Source organism: Stutzerimonas azotifigens DSM 17556, from assembly GCF_000425625.1.
Lineage (GTDB): Bacteria > Pseudomonadota > Gammaproteobacteria > Pseudomonadales > Pseudomonadaceae > Stutzerimonas > Stutzerimonas azotifigens.
On sequence record NZ_KE384408.1, the window covers coordinates 154353 to 174233 of the forward strand.

The 19881-nt window shown below is 70.3% G+C and carries 19 protein-coding genes; 6 read left to right on the plus strand and 13 right to left on the minus strand.

Annotated elements, in window-relative coordinates:
- Nucleotides 1-73: 73 nt before the first annotated feature.
- The 13 genes from H610_RS0111275 to H610_RS0111340 all read right to left on the minus strand — a co-directional run bounded on the left by H610_RS0111275 (nt 74) and on the right by H610_RS0111340 (nt 13222).
- Nucleotides 74-1585 (minus strand): phosphate ABC transporter substrate-binding protein, encoded by a 1512-nt coding sequence (locus H610_RS0111275; protein ID WP_028239766.1) that lies wholly within the window; start codon nt 1583-1585, stop codon nt 74-76.
- A 102-nt stretch (nt 1586-1687) separates the two neighbouring features.
- Nucleotides 1688-2197, minus strand: coding sequence for a nucleoside deaminase (locus H610_RS0111280; protein ID WP_028239767.1), 510 nt, complete (start codon nt 2195-2197; stop codon nt 1688-1690).
- Nucleotides 2194-2700 (minus strand): (2Fe-2S)-binding protein, encoded by a 507-nt coding sequence (locus tag H610_RS23745; RefSeq protein ID WP_051231676.1) that lies wholly within the window; start codon nt 2698-2700, stop codon nt 2194-2196. Before H610_RS23745 ends, H610_RS0111280 begins: the two co-directional genes overlap by 4 nt.
- Nucleotides 2697-4940: a xanthine dehydrogenase family protein molybdopterin-binding subunit gene (locus tag H610_RS0111290; RefSeq protein WP_201768362.1), complete on the minus strand. Its 2244-nt coding sequence runs from the start codon at nt 4938-4940 to the stop codon at nt 2697-2699. The genes H610_RS23745 and H610_RS0111290 overlap by 4 nt, the downstream gene beginning before the upstream one ends.
- Nucleotides 4937-5719, minus strand: a complete 783-nt coding sequence (locus H610_RS0111295; RefSeq protein WP_028239769.1) for an FAD binding domain-containing protein — start codon at nt 5717-5719, stop codon at nt 4937-4939. Before H610_RS0111295 ends, H610_RS0111290 begins: the two co-directional genes overlap by 4 nt.
- A 1-nt stretch (nt 5720) precedes the next feature.
- Complete coding sequence (locus tag H610_RS0111300; protein WP_028239770.1) at nt 5721-6482, minus strand: ABC transporter permease; 762 nt, start codon at nt 6480-6482, stop codon at nt 5721-5723.
- 5 nt (nt 6483-6487) lie between these two features.
- Entirely contained in the window at nt 6488-7261 is a 774-nt protein-coding gene (locus H610_RS0111305) for an ABC transporter ATP-binding protein (RefSeq protein WP_028239771.1), read from the minus strand.
- An 11-nt stretch (nt 7262-7272) separates the two neighbouring features.
- Nucleotides 7273-8259 (minus strand): ABC transporter substrate-binding protein, encoded by a 987-nt coding sequence (locus H610_RS0111310; protein ID WP_028239772.1) that lies wholly within the window; start codon nt 8257-8259, stop codon nt 7273-7275.
- A gap of 19 nt (nt 8260-8278) precedes the next feature.
- Nucleotides 8279-9034 carry an alpha/beta fold hydrolase gene (locus tag H610_RS0111315; protein ID WP_043238426.1) on the minus strand — a complete coding sequence of 252 codons (756 nt, stop codon included), beginning with the start codon at nt 9032-9034 and terminating at the stop codon, nt 8279-8281.
- Between the two features lie 20 nt (nt 9035-9054).
- Nucleotides 9055-10020, minus strand: coding sequence for an isopenicillin N synthase family dioxygenase (locus H610_RS0111320; protein WP_028239774.1), 966 nt, complete (start codon nt 10018-10020; stop codon nt 9055-9057).
- A gap of 99 nt (nt 10021-10119) precedes the next feature.
- Entirely contained in the window at nt 10120-11061 is a 942-nt protein-coding gene (locus tag H610_RS0111325; RefSeq protein ID WP_028239775.1) for a LysR family transcriptional regulator, read from the minus strand.
- Between the two features lie 87 nt (nt 11062-11148).
- Complete coding sequence (locus H610_RS0111335; protein ID WP_028239776.1) at nt 11149-11814, minus strand: TetR family transcriptional regulator C-terminal domain-containing protein; 666 nt, start codon at nt 11812-11814, stop codon at nt 11149-11151.
- A 28-nt stretch (nt 11815-11842) separates the two neighbouring features.
- Nucleotides 11843-13222, minus strand: a complete 1380-nt coding sequence (locus tag H610_RS0111340; RefSeq protein WP_028239777.1) for a uracil-xanthine permease family protein — start codon at nt 13220-13222, stop codon at nt 11843-11845.
- A gap of 689 nt (nt 13223-13911) precedes the next feature.
- Between H610_RS0111340 and H610_RS0111345 the strand changes: the two genes are divergently transcribed.
- From H610_RS0111345 to H610_RS0111370, 6 genes are all read left to right on the plus strand, one after another.
- On the plus strand, nt 13912-14934 hold the full coding sequence (locus tag H610_RS0111345; protein WP_028239778.1) for an ABC transporter substrate-binding protein: 1023 nt from the start codon (nt 13912-13914) through the stop codon (nt 14932-14934).
- A gap of 48 nt (nt 14935-14982) precedes the next feature.
- Nucleotides 14983-16008 (plus strand): aromatic ring-hydroxylating dioxygenase subunit alpha, encoded by a 1026-nt coding sequence (locus tag H610_RS0111350; protein WP_028239779.1) that lies wholly within the window; start codon nt 14983-14985, stop codon nt 16006-16008.
- 105 nt (nt 16009-16113) lie between these two features.
- A complete protein-coding gene (locus H610_RS23750) occupies nt 16114-17151 on the plus strand; it encodes an ABC transporter substrate-binding protein (RefSeq protein ID WP_084166439.1) in 1038 nt (345 codons plus the stop codon).
- Between the two features lies 1 nt (nt 17152).
- Nucleotides 17153-18139, plus strand: coding sequence for an isopenicillin N synthase family dioxygenase (locus tag H610_RS0111360; RefSeq protein WP_028239780.1), 987 nt, complete (start codon nt 17153-17155; stop codon nt 18137-18139).
- 19 nt (nt 18140-18158) lie between these two features.
- Nucleotides 18159-18998 (plus strand): ABC transporter ATP-binding protein, encoded by an 840-nt coding sequence (locus H610_RS0111365; RefSeq protein ID WP_028239781.1) that lies wholly within the window; start codon nt 18159-18161, stop codon nt 18996-18998.
- 85 nt (nt 18999-19083) lie between these two features.
- Nucleotides 19084-19812 carry an ABC transporter permease gene (locus H610_RS0111370; RefSeq protein ID WP_330216833.1) on the plus strand — a complete coding sequence of 243 codons (729 nt, stop codon included), beginning with the start codon at nt 19084-19086 and terminating at the stop codon, nt 19810-19812.
- Nucleotides 19813-19881 lie beyond the last annotated feature (69 nt).

A 19881-nucleotide genomic window follows, 5' to 3' on the forward strand; every position in this document is an offset into this window, starting at 1 on the left:
GGTTTCGTGCCTGCCTCTGTCGCAGGCGGAGCCTGCTCCTACAGGGGGGGCGGCGCCAGGCGCGCGGCGCTTTCTACGGGGACGCCGGTTCGGCGCTGAGCTCGAAGGCGATGCTCCAGTTCTGCAGCGGGTAGGGCTTGCCGACCCGTTCGGCGACGTTCTCGCTGCGCCACATGCCGGCCTCGGCGCGGTATTCGTAGACGGCATCGGCGACGGTGGGGTCGCTGTCGCGCAGGGCGCCGGCGCCGCCGGCGCGCTTGCCGGCGTAGACCACCCGCGGCGTGCCCACCAGCTCGCGCGACGCGGTCAGGCGGACCACGGTGTCGGCGGCCAGCTCCACCCTGGCCAGCGGCACCCGCCCGCGCTCGTCGTGCAGTTCGAAACCACGGTCGGGGATGTCGCGTGCCTGGTGGGCGATGTAGGGCTTGTCGAACGCCAGCGGCGGGTAGGGCACGTGGAAGTCCACCAGCACCTCGCGGCCGTCGTGGCTGGCGCCGAGCGGCGACAGCGGGCGCCAGCCGCGCCCCTCGACCACCACCCGGTGGTAGACCTTGCCGAGCATCTGGCCGAACCAGCGGTAGCCGTTGGAGGACAGGTGCGTGCCCTTGTCGGTGTAGGGATACACCGGCCCGACCAGGTACCAGTGCGGTTCCTCGTTGGCCAGTTCCCACTGGGCCATGCCGATCGCCAGCGAGTCCGGGTCCTTCGACGACTTGGCGTCGGTCTGGTAGCTGAGGAAGGCCGGCGCCTGGGGCTGGCCGGTGATCGCCGCGATGTCGGTGTTCAGGTCCTCGCGCAGCTTGCGCAGCCCGGCCTTGTAGCGCAGCTTGTCGTTCACCCCGCCGTTGACCTCGGCATAGTCGAACTCGCCCTGCAGCCAGAACAGCGCACTGACCGCGTAGCGGGTGTTTCCCGACTCGGCCAGCGCCCGGGCCTGCTGCACGGCCTGGATCACCCGCTGGTACTCGTCGGTGCCGCCGGTGTGCGACAGCTGCGCCAGCGAGCGCCCCGAGGTGGCCGCGTTGCTGGCGACGAACAGGTGCTGCGGGTCGGCGCTGGCGCCCTTGTCGCGCAGGTACAGCCGGCGGGCCATGTTCAGCGCGCCCACCTCCACCGACTCGCCCTCGTCCTGGGCATGCTCCTCGAATTCCGCGGTCTGCTCGTCGCCGAGCAGCACCTTGGCGTCGGCCTTGGCCTGCACCACGGCGCGCAGCGGCTTGAACGCGGCCTCGCCGACCGGCACGAAGCGCGGGCCGCTGTAGGTCGCCGAGCGGGTCGCCTCGCCGAGCATCAGGTTGTCGTAGCCCGGCTCCCGGGACAGCGCCGGCCAGCCTTCGGCGGCCGAAGCCAGCGACTGGCCGAAGGTGATGATGTGGTTGTAGTGCGCCGTCGGCGGGGCCGGTGGCGAGTCCGACGGGCCCATGAGGCGCGCGCTCGCTTCCTTGTTGCGCGCATCCCGCGCGGCCAAGGCCTCGGCGCCGGTCGCTGCGAACGCAGGCTGCAGGGCGGCCAGCAGGGTGAGTGCGGCCAGGCTGGAAACGAGCGTGCCGCGGCGGGGGAATGTCCTGGTGCGAATGACCGTCATGCCGTCCTCGAGCTGGCGGGCCGGGCTGGCCCGAACGCCTTTTTCGAGGCCGACGAACGGCGCAAGTTCAGCCGGACGGCCGCCGCGAAGCGGCATCGTCGCTCAGCGCGAGGCCCAGAACGCCCGCTGCATGGCCAGGGTTTCCTCGACCAGCTCGGGCACCGGGCCGATCAGTTCCACCGGCTTCTGGCAGTGGTCGAACACGTAGCGCGAGGGCACGCTCATGGTCGGGTTTTCCTCGTGGCTGCCGGTGGCTTCGAGCAGCTGGTGCTCGGTCATGCCGAACACCACGCGGCCGATGTTGGCCCAGTAGGCGGTGCCGGCGCACATGCAGCAGGGCTCGACCGCGGTGTAGAGCGTGCAGCCCCAGAGGAACTCCGGAGTGAAATTGGTCGCGGCGACCCGCGCCAGGGTGGACTCGGCGTGGTTCACCGTGTCGATGTTGCACTGCTCGAGCAGCACGGTTTCCTGGTCCGGGCCGACCAGCACGGCGCCGAACGGATGGTGGCCGAGCTCCATGGCGCGGCGCGCCACCTCGTTGGAGCGGCGCAGGTGGCGGACGATCTGCTCGTGGGTCGGGATCAGGCCCTGGGGGGGAAGGCGGTCGGTCATGCTGGATCTCCGCAAGGACGGATGGGCGTGGCGGCCGAGCCCTCGGCCGGTTCGAACAGGCGCTCGATGGCGCGACGGATGCCGCCGTAGCCGGTGCAGCGGCACAGGTTGGCGCTGGCCAGTTCGCGCGCGGCCGGGGCGTCCGGCGGCTCGGGCAACTGATGCAGGTGCGCCAGGGTCATCACCATGCCCGGGGTGCAGTAGCCGCACTGCAGCCCGCCGCCTTCGGCGAGGGCGTCGCGCACCGGCTGCGAGGCCGGGTCCCGGCAGACCGCTTCGTAGGTACGCACCGAGCGCCCGTGGATCCGCAGCGCGAGCAGCAGGCAGGCGTTCGCCGGGGCGTCGTCGAGCCAGATCATGCAGGCGCCGCAGCGGCCGATGGCGCAGCCGGGCTTGGCCGCGGTCAGGCCGAAGTCCTCGCGCAGGATGTCCAGCAGGCGCCGGTCGGCCGGGCAACGCAGCCGCACCGGCTCGCCGTTGAGATGGAATTCGATATCGATCATGGCTGACGCTCCAGGTGGTCGAGTACCCGTTCGGCGCTCACCGGCAGCTGTCTCACCGGCATCTGCAGGGCCTCGGCGATGGCGTTGGCCACCGCCGGGGCGCCAATGTTGACGCCGATCTCGCCGACGCCGCGCGGGCCGATCTCGTCGCCTTCGGGGACCTCCTCGATGGCGATGACCTCGATCTGCGGGGCGTCCAGCAGGGTGGGCACGAAGTAGCCGTCGAGGTTGCGCGCCAGGTAGCGGCCCTCGCGCATCGGCAGCTCTTCCAGGGTGGCCATGCCCTGGCCCATCAGCAGGCCGCCCTCGAGCTGGCCGAGGTAGCCCAGCGGGCTGACCACCGGGCCCAGCGCGCCGGCGTTGCTCAATCGCAGCACCTGCACCTGGCCGGTCCAGCGGTCGACGCGCACGTGGGCGACGGCGGCGCAGGCACCGAACACGAAGTGCGCGATGGGGTTGTCGCTCGGGGTGACTTCGCCGGCGAAGGCGCAGCGCTCGACCGGCAACTGGTCGGCTTCGAGCGTCGCGGCCAATTCGGCGTAGTCCAGGCGCAGTTGTCCCTGGAGGTCGAGCAGGCCGTCGGCGCCGGGTTCGAGCCCGTCGTCCCCGACCAGCGCCTGCAGCCGCGCGCGCCAGGCGGGCGCGAGGCGCTGCAGCAACTGGTTGAGCACGGTCGTGCAGCGCGAGGCGGCGCTCGGCCCGGAGTCCACGCCGCTGGCCGAATCGCCGATCCGCGGACGGATGCGCGCCTCGTCGCAGCCGAGATGCCGCGCGCCGAGGATGCGGATCACGTCCAGCAGGTTCTGGCCCATCTCGGTGAAGCTGGTGCGCACCTCGATGCAGCCGTCGGCGGCCAGCGCCACCTCCAGGCCGGCGCCGTTGGGCCCGGCCTTGCTGAAACCGTCGCTGCGCTGGACCAGCGCCATGCCGACGCCGTGCAGCCAGCGGCCGTCCTGCCAGCGCCGCGGCCCCTGCCAGAGCGGGTGCTGGCGAATCTGCTCGAGTGCCAGCCGCGGGCCATCGAACGGCGCCACCACCTGGCCGAGCGGCCCCCGGTCATTCAAGTCAGAGAGGTTGCGTGCGCGGAATTCGTCCGGCGCGAGGCCCGCCAACGCGGCCAGTTCGTCCATCTGCCGCTCCAGGGCGAATTGCACTTGCACCGCGCCGAAGCCGCGGAAGGCCCCGGCGATGCCGTTGTTGGTGTAGGCCAGGCGGGCCTCGATGGACAGCGCCTGGTAGCGATAGGGGCCGCTGGCGTGCTCGACGGCGGCATCGAGGATTTCCGGCCCATGGGTCGCGTAGGCACCGGTGTCGGCGAGGATCTCCACCTGGCGGAACAGCAGCCGGCCCCCGGCGTCGCAGCCGCTCTTCATGCGGATGCGCATGGGGTGGCGCTTGACGCCCAGGTCCACCGACTCCTCGCGCGACAGCCGCAGGCGCACCGGGCGCCCGCTGTGCAGCGCCAGCAGCGCGGCGATCGGCTGGATGGTCAGTTCGTCCTTGCCGCCGTAGGAACCGCCGAGCGGGCCGTTGACCACCCGCACGCGCTCCTCGGGAAGGGCGAGGATGGCCGCCAGCGTCTGCCGCTGGCCGATGGGGTTCTGGGCGCCGAAATACAGCGTCAGGCCGCCCTGGCCGTCCGGCTCGGCGATGCCGCCCTCGGTCTCCAGGTAGGTCGGCATCTGCCGTGGCGTGAGGAACTCGCCCTCGACGATGTGCTGGCTGGCGGCGATGGCCGCGGCCAGGTTGCCGTGCCGATGGGTTTCGCGGTGCAGCAGGTTGCTGTCGCCGTGCAGCGCGATGGCGTCGGGTGCCAGCGCCGCTTGCGGGTCGTCGATCAGTGGCAACGGCTGGTACTCGACGCGGATCGCCGCCAGCGCGGCGCGCGCCTGTTCCGGGGTCTCGGCGGCTACCGCGGCGATCGGGTCGCCGATGCAGCGCACGCGCTCGGCGCAGAACACCGGTCGGTCGACGTGGCGCAGCCCGAAGGCCTTGCATCCCGGCACGTCGTCGGCGGCGATCACGCAGTGCACGCCCGGCAGGGCGCGCGCGGCCGACAGGTCCAGCGAGAGGATGCGCGCATGCGGGTGTGGGCTGCCGAGGATGGCGCCGAACAGCTGCTCGGGATGCTGCCGGTCGGTGAGATAGGGCGCGCCGGCGAGCCGTTCGGCGGCGTCGGGACGCGGGCGCATGCGGGCGACCAGCTGCGCATGCGAAAGCGGCGGGCGGGCATCCTTCATGGCGCAGGCTCCTCTTCGCTCAGCCAGCCGGCCAGCAGGCGGGCGACGACGCGGGCGCGGTCGACGGCGTCGGGGAAATCGGCTTCGGCGGCGGCGCGCAGCTGCCGGTCGCCGAGCGTCAATGTCATCGGATCGCGCCCTTCCAGCCAGGCTTCGGTGTGCGCCAGGCGGCGGCCCGGCAGGCCGGCACCCACTGCCGCGGCACGGACGGAAACGAGTTGGCCGCCGCCGTCGCGCTCGGCGAGCAGGCAGAGGGCGACCCGGCTGGGGCTGAAGGCCGCGCGCAGGCCGACCTTCTCGTAGCGGGCGAATGCGGCGGGCCGGCCGTCCAGCGTCACCGCCAGCAGCAGCGGGCGCGGCGTCAGCGCCAGGTATTCGGCCAGCGGCAGGCGGCGGCCATCGTCGAGGTGCGCCGTGGCACCCTGCGCCAGCAGCACCGCCAGGCAGTCGCCGAAGCCCCAGGCGAGGTTGCCGCCGAGCGTGGCCAGCTGGCGCACCGCGTAGCTGGCCAGCGTGCGGCAGGCCTCGGCGAGCAGCGGTGCCCGCGCCTGTACCAGCGGATGCGTGCGCAGCTGCTCGAGCGTGCAGCTGGCGGCCAGGCGCAGGCCGCCGGCCTCCAGCGGTTCGACGCTCGGCGGCGGCAGCAGGGCGAGTGCATCGACCAGCGGTGCCGGCGGACCGGCCTGGTCCCAGGCGAGCTGCACGGCGGTGCCTCCGGCGAGGTAGATGGCCTCGCCGCGCAGCACCGCCTGGTCGGTGGAAGAAGGTCGAGCGGCCATGTCAGCGATCCAGCCCCAGGCTCCAGGGGAACAGGCGGCGGTGCAGCCAGACGATCAGGCCGTAGAGCACCAGGCTGCAGCTGACCAGGATCGCCAGCGCGCCGAAGGCCACCGGCACCTTGAACGAGGAGGTGGTGAACAGGATCAGGTAGCCCAGCCCTCTCTCGGCGGCGACGAACTCGGCCACCACCGCGCCGACGATGGCCAGGGTGATCGCCACCTTGAGCGCGCTGAAGATGTAGGGAATGGCGAAGGGCATGCGGATCTGCCAGTACTCGCGGCGGCGGCTGGCGCGCAGCGAACGCGACAGTTCGACCAGCTCCGGCGGCACCGAGGCCAGGCCGGTGGCGGTGGACACCACGATCGGGAAGAAGGCGATCAGCGTGGTGATCACCACCCGCGGCAGCACGCCGGCGCCGAGCGTGACCACGATGATCGGCGCGATGGCGACGATCGGGGTGGACTGGATCACCACCAGCCAGGGCATCAGCAGGCGCGCCAGCAGCGGCGAGCTGACGATGCCGATGGCCAGCGGCAGCGCCAGGCCGATGGCCACGGCGAAGCCCACCAGCGCGACGCTGAGCGTCGCCAGGGTGTGCTCCAGCCAGCGTCCGAGGCCGACGTCGCCGATCGCCGCGGCGATCACCGAGGGCGCCGGCAGCACGTATTGCGGAATCTCCAGCAGCCGGCAGGCACCTTCCCAGGCGATCAGCACGACGAGGAAGGCGATCAGCGAGATGTAGCGGTTGAGCAGGGCTTTCACGGGGTTCACTCCGGCCGGCGGCTGAAGACTTTGACGCGGATGTCGTTGGCGAGCTGGTTGAACAGCGGGTTGGAGAGCGTCTCCAGGGTCCGCGGTCGCGCCAGCGGCACCTCGATGATCTCGCTGACCCGGCCGGGCCGGGCGCTCATCACCACGATGCGGTCGGACAGCAGCAGCGCCTCCTGGATCGAGTGGGTGACGAAGACCACCGTCTTCGGCCGCTCGTTCCAGATGCGCAGCAGCTCGAAACTCATCTCGTCGCGGGTGAGCGCGTCGAGGGCGGAAAAGGGCTCGTCCATGAGCAGGATGTCCGGGTCGTGCAGCAGCGAGCGGGCGATCGCCACCCGCTGCTGCATGCCGCCGGAGAGTTCGTGCGGGCGCTTGTGGCCGAAGTCGGCCAGCCCGATCATCTCCAGCAGCTCGCGTGCGCGCTCGGCGTCCCGCGCGTCGACCCGGCCGTACTTGTGCTTCATCGGGAAGGTGATGTTGTCCAGCACCGACAGCCACGGCAGCAGCGTCGGCTTCTGGAATACCATGCCGATCTCGTCGCGCGGCTCGGTCACCGGCAGCCCGTAGATCGAAACCTGGCCGCCGCTGGGCCGCAGCAGTCCCGCGATCAGCCGCAGGATGGTGGACTTGCCGCAGCCCGACGGGCCGATCACCGAGACGAATTCATGCTTGCGCAGACCCAGGTCCACGTTCTGCAGGGCGGTGACCGGGGTGCCGTCGCTCGAGACGAACGTCTGGGTGACGCCCGCCAGTTCGATCACAGGGTTCATCTAGTTCAGGCTCACTTGTTCTGGAAGCTGCGGTCGACGATCGATTCGGGATCGACCTTGTCGCTCGGGTAACCCATGGAGCGGGCGACCCAGCTCCAGGTCGCGCCCAGCATCTCGGGGGTGAAGGCGCCGAGGCCGTCCTTCTGGCTGATCTCGTTGTCGACCAGCGGCGCGGAGGCGCGCATGTCGGCTTCCAGCGTGGCGACGTCGGCTTCCGGCACCAGGGCCTTCTGGTGCTCGGCGGCCTTGGCCGGGTTGGCCAGGGAGAATTCCATGGCCTTCTTCGAGGCGCGCACGAAGCGCTCGACGACCTCCGGCTTCTTGTCGATCAGCGCCTGCGAGGCGAACAGCGACAGGCCGTAGCCGTTGAGGCCGTATTCCGACCAGGGGATCACCCGCAGCTCCTTGCCGGCCTGCTTGAGCACCGCGGCGTAGCCAGGGGCGACCGTGGTCCAGTTGATGGTGGCGTCGACGCGCCCCTGGGCGAGCATCGGCGCCATGGTGCTGGGGTCGGTCTTGAGCGTCTTGACCGCGTCCGGGTCGATGCCGTTGTCCTTCAGGAACACCGGCCAGATGGTGTTGGAAGAGGAGAAGGTGGGCATGGCCACGGTCTTGCCGATGATCGATTCGAGGTCGGTGATCGGCCCGCCTTCGAGGGTGAAGAGCGCATCCGGCTGCTTGGAGTACACCGACATCACCGCCTTGACCGGCACGCCGCCCTCGGCCGCCGCCATCATCAGCGCGGACAGCCCGCCGGAGCCGACGTCGGCTGCGCCCGAGGCGATCTTGGTAATGGCATCGGCCGAACCGCGGCCGGGCAGGATGGTGACCTCCAGCCCCTCGGCGGCGTAGAAGCCCTCGCCGACGCCGGCGAAGACGAACGCCTTGTCGCCGCCGGTGGGCAGCCAGTCCAGCTGGAAGGTGAGTTTGTCGGCGGCTTGCGCATTGATCGCGCCGCAGGCGAGCAGCAGGGAAACCAGCAGGTGCTTTTTCTTCATGAAAACTCCAAAGGCTGTGTCAGAGGGGCAGGCGGGTTTCAAGGGCATCGCACAGCAACCGGGTGAGCAGCGCTGGCTGGGCGAGCTGCGGGACATGGCCGCAGTCTAGGGATAGGCGTTGGGCCCCCGGCGAGAGGGCCTGCATGCGGCGTTGCAAGGGCAGCGCCACGGAACGGTCGGCGAGCGCTTCGATATAGATTCGCGGCACCCGACCCCAGCGCTCGGGAGTCAGCTGCGCGACCAGCGCACGGCCGCTTTCGGCCTGCGGGCGCAGCAGGTTGGCGGCACGGTCGGCGGCGCCGGGCTCGCAGTCGTGCAGGAAGATGCGCAGCGCCGCATCCGGCGGCACGCTGCTGAACTCGCCATCCCAGCGCAGGTAGGGGCCGATGCCGGAGATGTCCAGCTCCGGCTGCTCCAGGCGGCAGCGCTGCATCAGTTCGGCGAAGCCCATGCCGCTGGGCAGCATCATGCCGGCGAGGTAGACCAGGCAGGCGATGCGCTCGGGAATCCGTTCGGCCACCGCCGAGGCGGTGACGCCGCCGCCGCTGTGGCCGAGCAGCACCACCGGTTCGTCGATGGCTTCGATGGTGCGCAGCAGATGCTCGACGTAGCTGTCCAGGCTGGCCGGTTCGGCGCGGCCCGGGCCCCAGCCGTTGCCCGGCAGGTCGACGGCATGGGGCTGCCAGCCGCGCGCCTGCAGGTGCGGCAGCCAGGCGTCGAAGGCCCAGCTGCCCTGCCAGGCGCCGTGGATCAGCACCAGATGGCGGGTCGTCATGCTTGTGGCCATCGGCGCGCTCATCCGTAGGTCCGCCGGTAGCATTCGGCCAGGTGCTGCTCGACGCTCACCGGCAGGTACTTCGGGGCTTCGCCCGGCGCCAGGCAGGTCGGCAGGCACTCGACCTGCAGGTCGAGGTTGCCGGTGAAGAAGAACGGCACCGAGTAGCGTTCGCGCCCCGAGCGGTTGATCACCCGGTGCAGGTTCGAGTGGTAGCGGTCGTTGGTCCAGCGGGCGATCAGGTCGCCCAGGTTCACCACGTAGGTGCCCTCGACCGGCGGGGCGTCGATCCATTCATCCGAGTCGATCGCCTGCACCTGTAGGCCGCCGGCGTCGTCCTGCAGCAGCAGGGTCACCGCGCCGAAATCGGTGTGCGCGCCGCAGCCCTTTTCCCCCGGCGCCGGCTGCGGCGGCTGGGGCGGGTAGTGCAGCAGGCGCAGGGTTGCCGAGGCGTCGGTGACGAAGGGTGCGAAGTGGTCCTCGGGCAGCTCCAGCGACAGCGCCAGGCCGCGCATCAGCAGGGCGCTCAGTTCGTAGGCGGCGGCGAAGTAGGCATTCATGGTGTCGCGGAAATCCGGCAGGTCCGCCGGCCACTGGTTCGGGCCCTGGTTGAAGCGCCCGGCGAGTACGCTCGGGTGATCCTCCGGCAGATCGATGCCGATGTAGAAGCCTTCCTTCAGGTCCGGCGGGCTGCCGGCCTCCAGGGTCTGCCCGCGCAGCGGCTCGTAGCCGCGGTTGCAGGCCGACAGGGCCTTGTCGACGGCCAGCTTGCTGGCGCTCGGCAGGGCGAAGAACTGCTCGGCTTCGGCGCGCACGCGGGCGATCAGCCCGGCGTCGATCCCGTGGTTGTGGATGTAGAAGAACCCGCAGCGCTCGCACGCGCTGCGGAGTTCGCGGGCCACGGCCTGGCGTGCGGCCGGGTCGCTGGAGCGCAGGCCGGCGATGTCGATCAGCGGCAGGCTGGGCGTGGAAAGGGCTTCGGTCATGGATGCCTCGGTGCGACTATGCGGTTGCGAGCCATCCTACGAAGCGCTGCCCCGCTGCGGTTAGCGTCAAATTTGAGCCGGGCCGATGCCGAAACGGCATCACCCGCGTCCATGCTCGTCACCCAGCGTCGGTTCGCCGCTCTCGCGCCGCGCCAGCTCCTCGGCGACCACCCGGATGAAGGCGTCCAGCGCCGCCGGCAGCGAGCGCCCGCTGCGTACGTAGACCCCGAGCTCCGAGACCACCGGGCCTGCCGCCGTCAGGGGGACATGCACCAGGCGGCCGTCCTGCAGCTCCTGCTCGATGCCGATGCGGGTCTGGAAGGCGATGCCGACGCCGCGCAGGGCCATGCTCTTGGCCAGCTCCACCGAGGCGCTTTCCAGCAGCACGGTCAGCGGCTTGCGGTGGTGCACCAGGATCGGGCGCAGCTGCGTGTGGATCGACAGCCCGGGCCCCGGGAGGATCAGCGGGTAGCGCGCGCACTCGGCGAAGGTCACCGTGCGCTGCGCCGCCAGCGGGTGCTCCGGGCTCATGATCGCGCCCAGCAGGAAGCGCCCCACGGCGTACTGGCGCAGCGCTTCGCTGCGCTCGATGCCGTAGCCGATGCCGACGTCCACGTCGCCGTCGGCTACCAGCTGCGCGGCCTGCTGCGAGCCGGTGGTGCGCGCCGCCAGGCGCAGCATCGGGTAGCGCGTGGCCATGCTGCTGAGCACGTTGGGCATCAGGCCGATGTTCAGCCCCTCGACCGAGGCGATCGACAGCTCGCCCCGGCGCATGCCCTTGAGCGCGTCGAGCTCGCTGGTCATGCGGTGCTCGTCCTGCAGCACGGTGATTACGTGGCGCGAGAAGATCTCGCCAGCGGCGGTCAGGCGCAGGCCGCCGGGCATGCGGTCGAACAGCGGCGTGCCGATCTCCTGCTCGAGCTGCAGCAGCTGGCGGTTCACCGCCGAGGAGGCGACGTGCAGTCGCCTGGCCGCTTCGCGGATCGACCCGCAGCGGCGAATCATGTCGAAGTACTTCAGGGCGCGGGCGTGGATGTGCATGCGGGGTCCTGGCGGGCAGCGGGCGACCGGCCGCGGCTGGGCCGGGCCGCAGGGCGAGCGGGTCTGGGGAACGCGGGCGGGGCGGTGTCAGCCGGGCAGCTGCAGCCCGCAGCCCTTGAGGATCACCCGGGTCAGGGTCTCGGTGCCGCGGGCGAAGTCGTCCCTGGTCACCCGCCGCTGGCCGGTGATGCGGCGGATCTGGTCGGAGAAATCGGCGTAGTGCTGGGTGCTGGCCCAGATCAGGAATATCAGGTGCATGGGGTCGACCGGGTCCATCTTGCCGGCGTCGCTCCAGGCCTGGAACACCGCGGCGCGGCCGCGGAACCACTCGCGATAGTCCTCGTTGAAGTGCGCCGACAGGCACTCGCAGCCGCTGATCACCTCCATGGCGAAGATTTTCGAGGCCTGCGGCTGCCTGCGCGAGAACTCCATCTTGGTGCGGATGTAGGCCGCCAGCGCGATGGCCGGGTCGTCATCGACGGTGAGGTGGTCGAAGGCGTTGTCCCACAGCTCGAGGATGTGCCGCATCACCTCGACGTACAGGCCCAGCTTGTTGGTGAAGTAGTAGTGCAGGTTCGCCTTGGGCAGGCCGGCGCGCAGGGCGATCGCGTTCATGCTGGTGCCCTTGTAGCCGTAGCGCGCGAACTCTTCGGCGGCGGCCGAGAGGATCAGCTCCTCGTTCTTCTGGCGAATCCGCCCGGTACGTTTGCCGGCCGTGGCGGTCTGGGCGAGCGTGGCGTCGAAGGTGTTCATAGGTCCTTTCCCTGTGGCGGCCGGCGGATCAGGCGCGATGCGCCTCCGGATTGCTAGCGTAGGTCGGCTCCGGCGATTTTTCCCGCGGCAGCAGCAGGTCGAGCAGGATGGCCGTCAGGCCGCCGCAGGTGATCGCCGATTCGAAGAGGTTCTGCACCAGCGTCGGCATCTGGTGCAGCAGGTCGGGCTGCGCTGCAACGCCCAGGCCAATGCCCAGCGAGGCGGCGATGATCAGCATGCTGCGCCGGTCCAGCGGCACCTGGGCGAGGATGCGGATGCCCGCCGCGGCGACGCTGCCGAACATGATCAGGGTCGCGCCGCCGAGCACCGGCTTGGGGATCTGCTGCAGCACGGCGCCGAGCAGCGGGAACAGCCCGAGGACGAACAGCAGCGCGCCGATGTACAGGCCGACGTGGCGGCTGGCCACGCCGGTCATCTGGATCACCCCGTTGTTCTGCGCGAAGGTGGTGTTGGGGAAGGCGCTGAAGGTGGCGGCGATCAGGCAACTGACGCCGTCGCCGAGGATGCCGCCGCGCAGGCGCCTGAGGTAGCTCGGGCCCTCGATCGGCTGGCGCGAGAGCATGCAGTTGGCGGTCAGGTCGCCGACCGTCTCGATGGTGCTGATGACGTAGATCAGTGCCACCGGCACGAAGGCCGTCCAGTCAAAGGCGAAGCCGAAACGGAAGGGCACGGGCACGCTCACCAGCGGCAGGTCGGGCAGCGGCTGCGGGACCAGCTTGCCGCTGAACCAGGCCGCCAGGCTGCCCACCGCGAGCCCGATGATGATCGCCGAGAGGCGCACCCAGGGTTGCTGCGAGCGGTTGAGCAGGATGATGGTCAGCAGCACCAGCGCGCCCAGCGCGAGGTTGCGCGGCGCGCCGAAGTCCTCCGCCTTGAAGCCGCCGCCGATGTCGGTGATGCCGACCTTGATCAGGCTGACGCCGATCAGCGTGATGACGATGCCGGTGACCAGCGGCGTGACCACCCGGCGCAGTTGGTGGATGAAGCGGCTGAGCACGATCTGCACGAAGGCGCCGAAGAAGCACACGCCGAAGATCATCGCCAGGATGTCCTCCGGGCTGCCGCCGCGGCCCTTGACCAGCAGGCCGGCGGAGAGCACCGCGCCGAGGAAGGCGAAGCTGGTGCCCTGCAGGCAGATCATCCCGGCGCCGATGCCCCAGGGGCTGCGGGCCTGGATGAAGGTGCCGACGCCGGAGACCATCAGCGCCATGCTGATCAGGTAGGGCAGGTGCTCGCCCAGGCCGAGCACGGCGCCGATCACCAGCGGCGGGGTGATCACCCCGACGAAGCTGGCGAGGATGTGCTGCAGCGCGGCGAACAGGGCCGGCAGCGGGGCGGGTCGGTCGTTCAGGCCGTGGATCAGCTCGGACTCGGCGGGTTGTTGCATGGCAGTGACCTCTGAAGCGAACAGCGAAGAAGGCGCAGGCTCGGTGCCTGTCTCTGTGTAGGCGGGTCTCTGCAAGAAGCTGACCAGTTGCTTAGGTTTTGCCGGCGCAGCGCACGCGCGACTGCCCGCAGGGCGCGCTCTGGCGGTGCCCGGCACCGTTCGCCGTCGGGGGCGGCCGGCATTTCGCTCGTCCGCGCGGGGTCGCGCTGCACCAAAAACTGCTCTCGCGTGGGCGCTCTGCCCGCTTTTGTAGCGTTCCTGCATGGGCGCCCGGCACCGGTCGATGCAGCCCCGGGACGGGAGGCGGCTCCATGCGAAAGCTGGCCGATGCGTCAGCTCTGCGGATTGCGCGGGAAAGGCCGGGTCCCTCGGCGCCGGTGAACACGATCTGGCACAGCTTCTGCTACGCCTCCTTCCGAGTAGAAGCGGTTAGCGCCCCCACCGGGCGCGGGACATTGCTCTTGCGGCCACCCATTGGCCGCACGCCCCGTTGCGGGGTGCTTGTTCATGCCCCTCGGGGCTCGACAGGAGAGGTCCACCGCCATGCGCAATGCCGCGTCGCTCGTTCCTTGCCGCAGTCCGGTGCCGAGAGGCCGGCTGTCCTCGCCTCGTCCTTCCCTTGCTTCGTTCGGCCGTCCGGCGCTCTGCCAGCCGGCGGCTTCACCGTGCCTTGCCCATGGAGACAACCGATGAAAACGATGGAATCGCGACGCCTGGCGTCCGTGCTGTGCAAACTGGCCCGCCGGACGCTGCTGCCGGCCACGCTGCTGGGAACCGCGCTGGCGGCCGCCACGGCGCAGGCCAGCGACAAGCTTACGCTGCTCACCTCCTGGTACGCCCAGGCCGAGCACGGCGGCTTCTACCAGGCGCTGGCCGAGGGCATCTACGAAAAACACGGGCTGGACGTGACCCTGAAGATGGGCGGCCCGCAGGTCAACGGCATGCAGCTGCTGGTGGCGCGCAAGGCCGACGTGATCGTCGGCTACGACTTCCAGGTACTGAAGAACCTCGAGCAGGGCCTGCCGGTGGTGGCCATCGGCGCCTGCTTCCAGGGCGACCCGCAGGGCCTGCTGACCCACGCCGACGTCAAGGGCCTGGACGGCCTGAAGGACAAGACCATCCTGGTCGCCACCTCCGGCCAGACCTCCTGGTGGCCCTGGCTCAAGGCCAGGTACGGGCTGAGCGACAGCCAGACCCGGCCCTACACCTTCAACCTGCAGCCGTTCTTCGCCGCCCCGGACACCGCGCAGCAGGCCTATGCCAGCTCCGAGCTGTTCCAGGCCCGCCAGCAGGGCGTGGAGGCCAACTTCTACCTGTTCGCCGACCACGGCTACCCGCCCTACGGCGCGACCCTGGTGACCCGCCGCGACCTCATCGAGTCGCGCCCCGAGGTCCTGCAGCGCTTCTACGACGCGACCATGGAGGGCTGGAAGAGCTACCTGGCCAACCCGGCGCCGGGCAACGCGCTGATCAAGCAGGACAACCCCAACATGCAGGACGCGCAGATCGCCTGGGGCATCGAGCGCATGAAGGAGTTCCAGCTGGTCACCGGCGGCGACGCGGCCACCGACGGCATCGGCGTGATGACCGACGCGCGCTGGCAGACGACCCGCGACTACATGGTCGAGGCCGGCCTGCTCGGCGAGGCCGTGGATTTCAGGCAGGGCTACGACCTGCGCTTCGTCCAGGGCGCCGCCAAGGTGCTGCCCTGATATCCGACCGCAAACCGTCCGCCGCCCCGATCGAATGAGGAAACGACCATGCTGGTAACCAAACAACCCGTTCTGCGCCGCTTCTGGTATGCGCTGATGCCCACCGCCAGGCTGGCCGAGGGCCCGCAGCCGTTCACCCTGCTCGGCGAGCCGCTGGTACTCTGGCAGACGCCCGACGGCACCCCGGTGGCGATGCGCGACCGCTGCTGCCACCGCACCGCCAGGCTGTCGAAAGGCTTCATCAGCGAAGACGGCCACCTGGCCTGCGGCTACCACGGCTGGGAATACGACTGCAGCGGCGCCTGCGTGAAGATCCCGCAGAACCCCGAGGGCATGATCCCGCCGGGCGCCAGGGTCGATACCTTTCACTGCCAGGACCGCTACGGCTACATCTGGGTCGCGCTGGACGACCCGCTGCAGCCGATCCCGGACTTCCCCGAGGACGGCGCGCCCGGCTACCGGCGCATCTTCCAGTTCTACGAGGAATGGAAGACCAGCCCGCTGCGGGTGATGGAGAACTCCTTCGACAACTCGCACTTCTCCTTCGTGCACAAGGCCAATTTCGGCCTGTTCGACCAGCCCAAGCCGTCGAGCTACGAATTTCGCGAGACCGACTACGGCTTCGAGGCCGAGACGGTGGTGCCGATCCGCAATCCCGAGGCGAGCTTCCGCATCACCGGCAGCACCGAACCGATTACCACCCGCCACCTGATCAACCGCTACTACCTGCCGTTCTCACGGCGCTTCGGCTGCATGTACCCGGACAGCGGCATCCACCACATCATCTACAACTGCGCCACGCCGATCGACGACGGCCGGCTGATGCTGGTGCAGTGGCTGTACCGCAACGACAGCGAGGAGCAGTGCCCGACCCAGGCGCTGATCGACTGGGACGCGGCCATCACCGCCGAGGACCGCGAGATCCTCGAGGCCACCGAGTACGACGCCTGCATCGATACCCGCCGCCGGGTGGAATTCCACATGCCCTCGGACAAGCCGGGGCTGGTGATCCGCAAGCAACTGCTGGCGCTGCTCGAGGCGCACGGCGAAAGCGAAGTGTTCCTGACTGCCTGACGCTCGACCGCAATGCCCCGGCGACAGCCCGCGCAGACGGGCAGGGCCGGTGCCGATCCGCCGCGAGGGCGCGGCGGACGGCGCAATCAGCCTTGGAGACCGTGCATGAACGCCATCGACAACCCGCCTCACGCTTCGCCCCGTTTCCCGCTGCGCCGTCTGCTGGCGCTCGCCGTCGCGCCGCTGTGCCTGCTGGCGCCGGCGGCGCAGGCCGCCGAAGCCCTGCGCTTCGGCCTCAACTGGCTGCCGCAGGCCGAGATGTGCGGCTTCTACCAGGCCCAGGCCAGCGGCCTTTACCAGGAAGCCGGGCTCGACGTCGAACTGGTGCCGGGCGGGCCGGATCGCAACATCCCGCTGCAGGTCGCCGCCGGTGACCTGCAACTGGGCATGGGCTCGAGCTTCACCACGCTGAACATGGTCCAGCAGGGCATCCCGGCGCGCACCGTTGCCGCCTTCCTGCAGAAGGACCCGCAGACCCTGGTCGCCCACGCCGGGCAGGGCGTGGAGACGCTGGAGGACCTCAAGGGCCGGCCGATCATGGTCGCCAAGTTCTCGCAGGCCGAGTTCTGGCAGTTCCTCAAGCAGCGCTACGGCTTCAGCGACAGCCAGCTGCGCCCCTACGCCTACTCCTCGGTGCCCTTCCTCGCCGACCCCAAGGCGGTGCAGCAGGGCTACATCACCGAGGATGCGCACCTGCTCGGCAAGGAGCTGAAGGAGCCGCCGGTCTCGATCCTGCTGGCCGACTACGGCTACGACAACTACGCCACCACCGTCTTCGCCCTCGACAGCTACATCGACGCGCAGCGCGACGCGGTCGCCCGCTTCGTGGCGGCCAGCCGCCAGGGCTGGAGCGAATGCGCCAGGGGCGACTACGCCGCGGCGATGCAGGCCACCCTGGCCGCCAACCCCGAGCACGGCGAGGCGCTGTACCACTTCAAGATGAAGCAGATGCGCGAGCGCGGTCTGATCGACAGCGGCGACGCCGCCGTGCAGGGCCCCGGTGCCATGAGCGATGCGCGCTGGAAGGGCTTCTTCGAGACCATGAGCGCCGCCGGCGTGTACCGCCCGGACCTCGACTACCGCCGCGCCTACACGCTGGAGTTCGCCAATTCCGGCGCGGCCGTGGCCACCCAGGAGCGATGAGATGAGCCTGGACAGCATTCCGGTCATCGACCTCGGTCCCTTCCTCGAGGGCGACGAGCCGGCGCGGCGCGAGGTTGCCCGCCGGTTCGGCGAGGCCTTCGAGACCTGCGGTTTCGCCAGCATCGTCAACCATGGCGTCGACCCGGCGCTGGTCGAGCGCATGTATGCCGAGGCCGAGCGTTTCTTCGCCCAGCCGTTCGCCGACAAGCAGGCCTGGACCCCGCCGGAGCGGACCAAGGGCCGTGGCTACCTGCCGCTCGGCATCGAAAGCGTGTCGGCCACGCTGGCCGGCGAGACGCCGCCGGACCTGTGCGAGGCGCTGGTGTTCGCCTCGCTGCAACGCGAGCGGGCCGGGCAGGGGTTGCCGAACATCTGGCCGGGCGAGCCGCCGGCGCTGAAGGCCACCGTCGAGGCCTGGTTCGATGCGATGTTCGCGCTGTGCCAGCGGCTGATGCGGCTGTCGGCGCTGGCGCTGGACCTGCCCGAAGAGCATTTCCAGGCCAGCTACCGCGAGCCGTCGCTGACGCTGCGCTTCGTCAACTACCCCGACCAGCCCGAGGCGCCGCGCGAGGGCCAGCTGCGCTACGGCGCGCACCACGACTACGGCGGGCTGACCATCCTGCGCCCCGACCAGGCGCCCGGCGGCCTGCAGGTGTGCGACCTGGAGGGCCGCTGGCGCGACGTCACGGCTCCGCCGGACGCCCTCGTGATCAACGTCGGCGACCTGATGGCGCGCTGGACCAACGACCGCTGGCGCTCGACGCTGCACCGGGTGATCAACCCGCCACGCGAGTGGACCGGCTCGACCCGGCGCCTGTCGCTGGTGGCCTTCAGCGGGCCGGCGGCCGGCACCGAGGTGGCCTGTCTGCCCAGCTGCTGCGGCGCCGGGCGGCCGGCCCGCTACGCGCCGGTGGAGGCCGCTGCCTACATCAGCCAGAAATTGGACCGATCCATGCAGATCACCGGCAGCCGGCGACCGCGCAGGTAGCCAACGGGAGTACACGACCATGCTGATGCACACCCTTTCCGTCGATACGGCCCGGCCCGCGCCCGGCGCGCCCTGCGAGGCGGCGCTGCCGGTACTGCTGGCCAACCAGGTGGAGAAGACCTACCCCAACGGCACCCAGGCGCTGCAGCGGCTGAAGCTGTCGATCGAGCGCGGCGAGTTCGTCTCGCTGCTCGGTCCCTCCGGCTGCGGCAAGAGCACCTTGCTGAAGATGTTCGCCGGGCTCGAGTCGCCCTCGGCCGGCCACGTGCGCTGGTGGGGCAAGGGCAGCCTGGACACCGACCAGCCCGGCCAGCGCATGGCCATGGTGTTCCAGGAGGCGACGCTGATGCCCTGGGCCAGGGTCGCCGACAACGCCCGCCTGCCGCTGGACCTAGCCGGCGTGCCGAAGGCCGAGGGCAACGCGCGGGTGCAGGCGGCGCTGGAACTGGTCGGCCTGGGCAAGTTCGGCGGCGTCTACCCGCGCGAGCTGTCCGGCGGCATGCAGATGCGCGCCTCGATCGCCCGCGCGCTTGCGGTGCAGCCGAACCTGCTGCTGATGGACGAGCCCTTCGGCGCGCTCGACGAGTTCACCCGCAACCGCCTGGACAGCGATCTGCGCGACCTCTGGCGCTCGCGCGACCTGACCGTGGTGTTCGTCACCCACAGCATCTACGAGGCGGTGTTCCTCTCCTCGCGGGTGGTGGTGATGGGCGCGCGGCCCGGCCGGGTGCTGGCCGACGTGGCCATCGAAGGGCCTGAGGTGCGCGACGAGGCGTTCCGCACCAGCGCACCCTTCATCGAACAGTGCGCGCGGCTGTCCGCGCTACTCGCCGAAGCCAATGCCGACTCGGCCCACTGAGGTGACGACCATGGAAAACTCCGCTCGACCGCTGCTGGCCGATCCGCGCTTCCAGCGCATCGCCGCGCCGCTGTTCGTCGGCCTGGTGCTGCTGGCCCTCTGGCAGCTGCTGTGCGTGACCCTGAAGGTGCCGACCTACCTGGTGCCGACGCCGCTGGACATCGGCCGCACGCTGGTCGCCGACGGGCCGATGCTGTTCGCCGCGCTGCTGGTGACGCTGAAGATCACCTTCCTCTCGTTCGCCCTGGCGGTGCTACTCGGGGTGATCGCCGCCTTCCTCTTCGTGCAGAGCCGGGTGATCGAGGCCAGCCTGTTTCCCTATGCGATCCTGCTGCAGGTGACGCCGGTGGTGGCCGTCGCGCCGCTGATCATCATCTGGGTGAGCAACACCACCCTGGCATTGACCATCTGCGCGACCCTGGTGGCGATCTTCCCGATCATCTCCAACACCGTGCTCGGCCTGCGCAGCGTCAATCCGGGGCTGCTCAACCTGTTCCGCCTCAACCGCGCCAGTCGCTGGCAGACGCTGCTGCGCCTGCGCATCCCCAGCGCCCTGCCGTATTTCTTCGGCGGCCTGCGCATCGCCTCGGGCCTGGCGCTGATCGGCGCGGTGGTCGCCGAGTTCGTCGCCGGCACCGGCGGCACCGGCGCCGGGCTGGCCTACCAGATCCTCCAGGCCGGTTTCCAGCTGAACATCCCACGGCTGTTCGCCGCGCTCTTTCTCATCGCGCTGACCGGCGTGCTGCTGTTCAGCCTGATGGCCGCCCTGGCGCGGGTCAGCCTGGGGCATTGGCATGAGAGCGAGCAGGGGTGATGGGGGGGCTGGAAGGCTGGAAGCTCAAGAGCATCGCCCCGAGGTCGGGCCTCCCACAAGAGCAGGCGG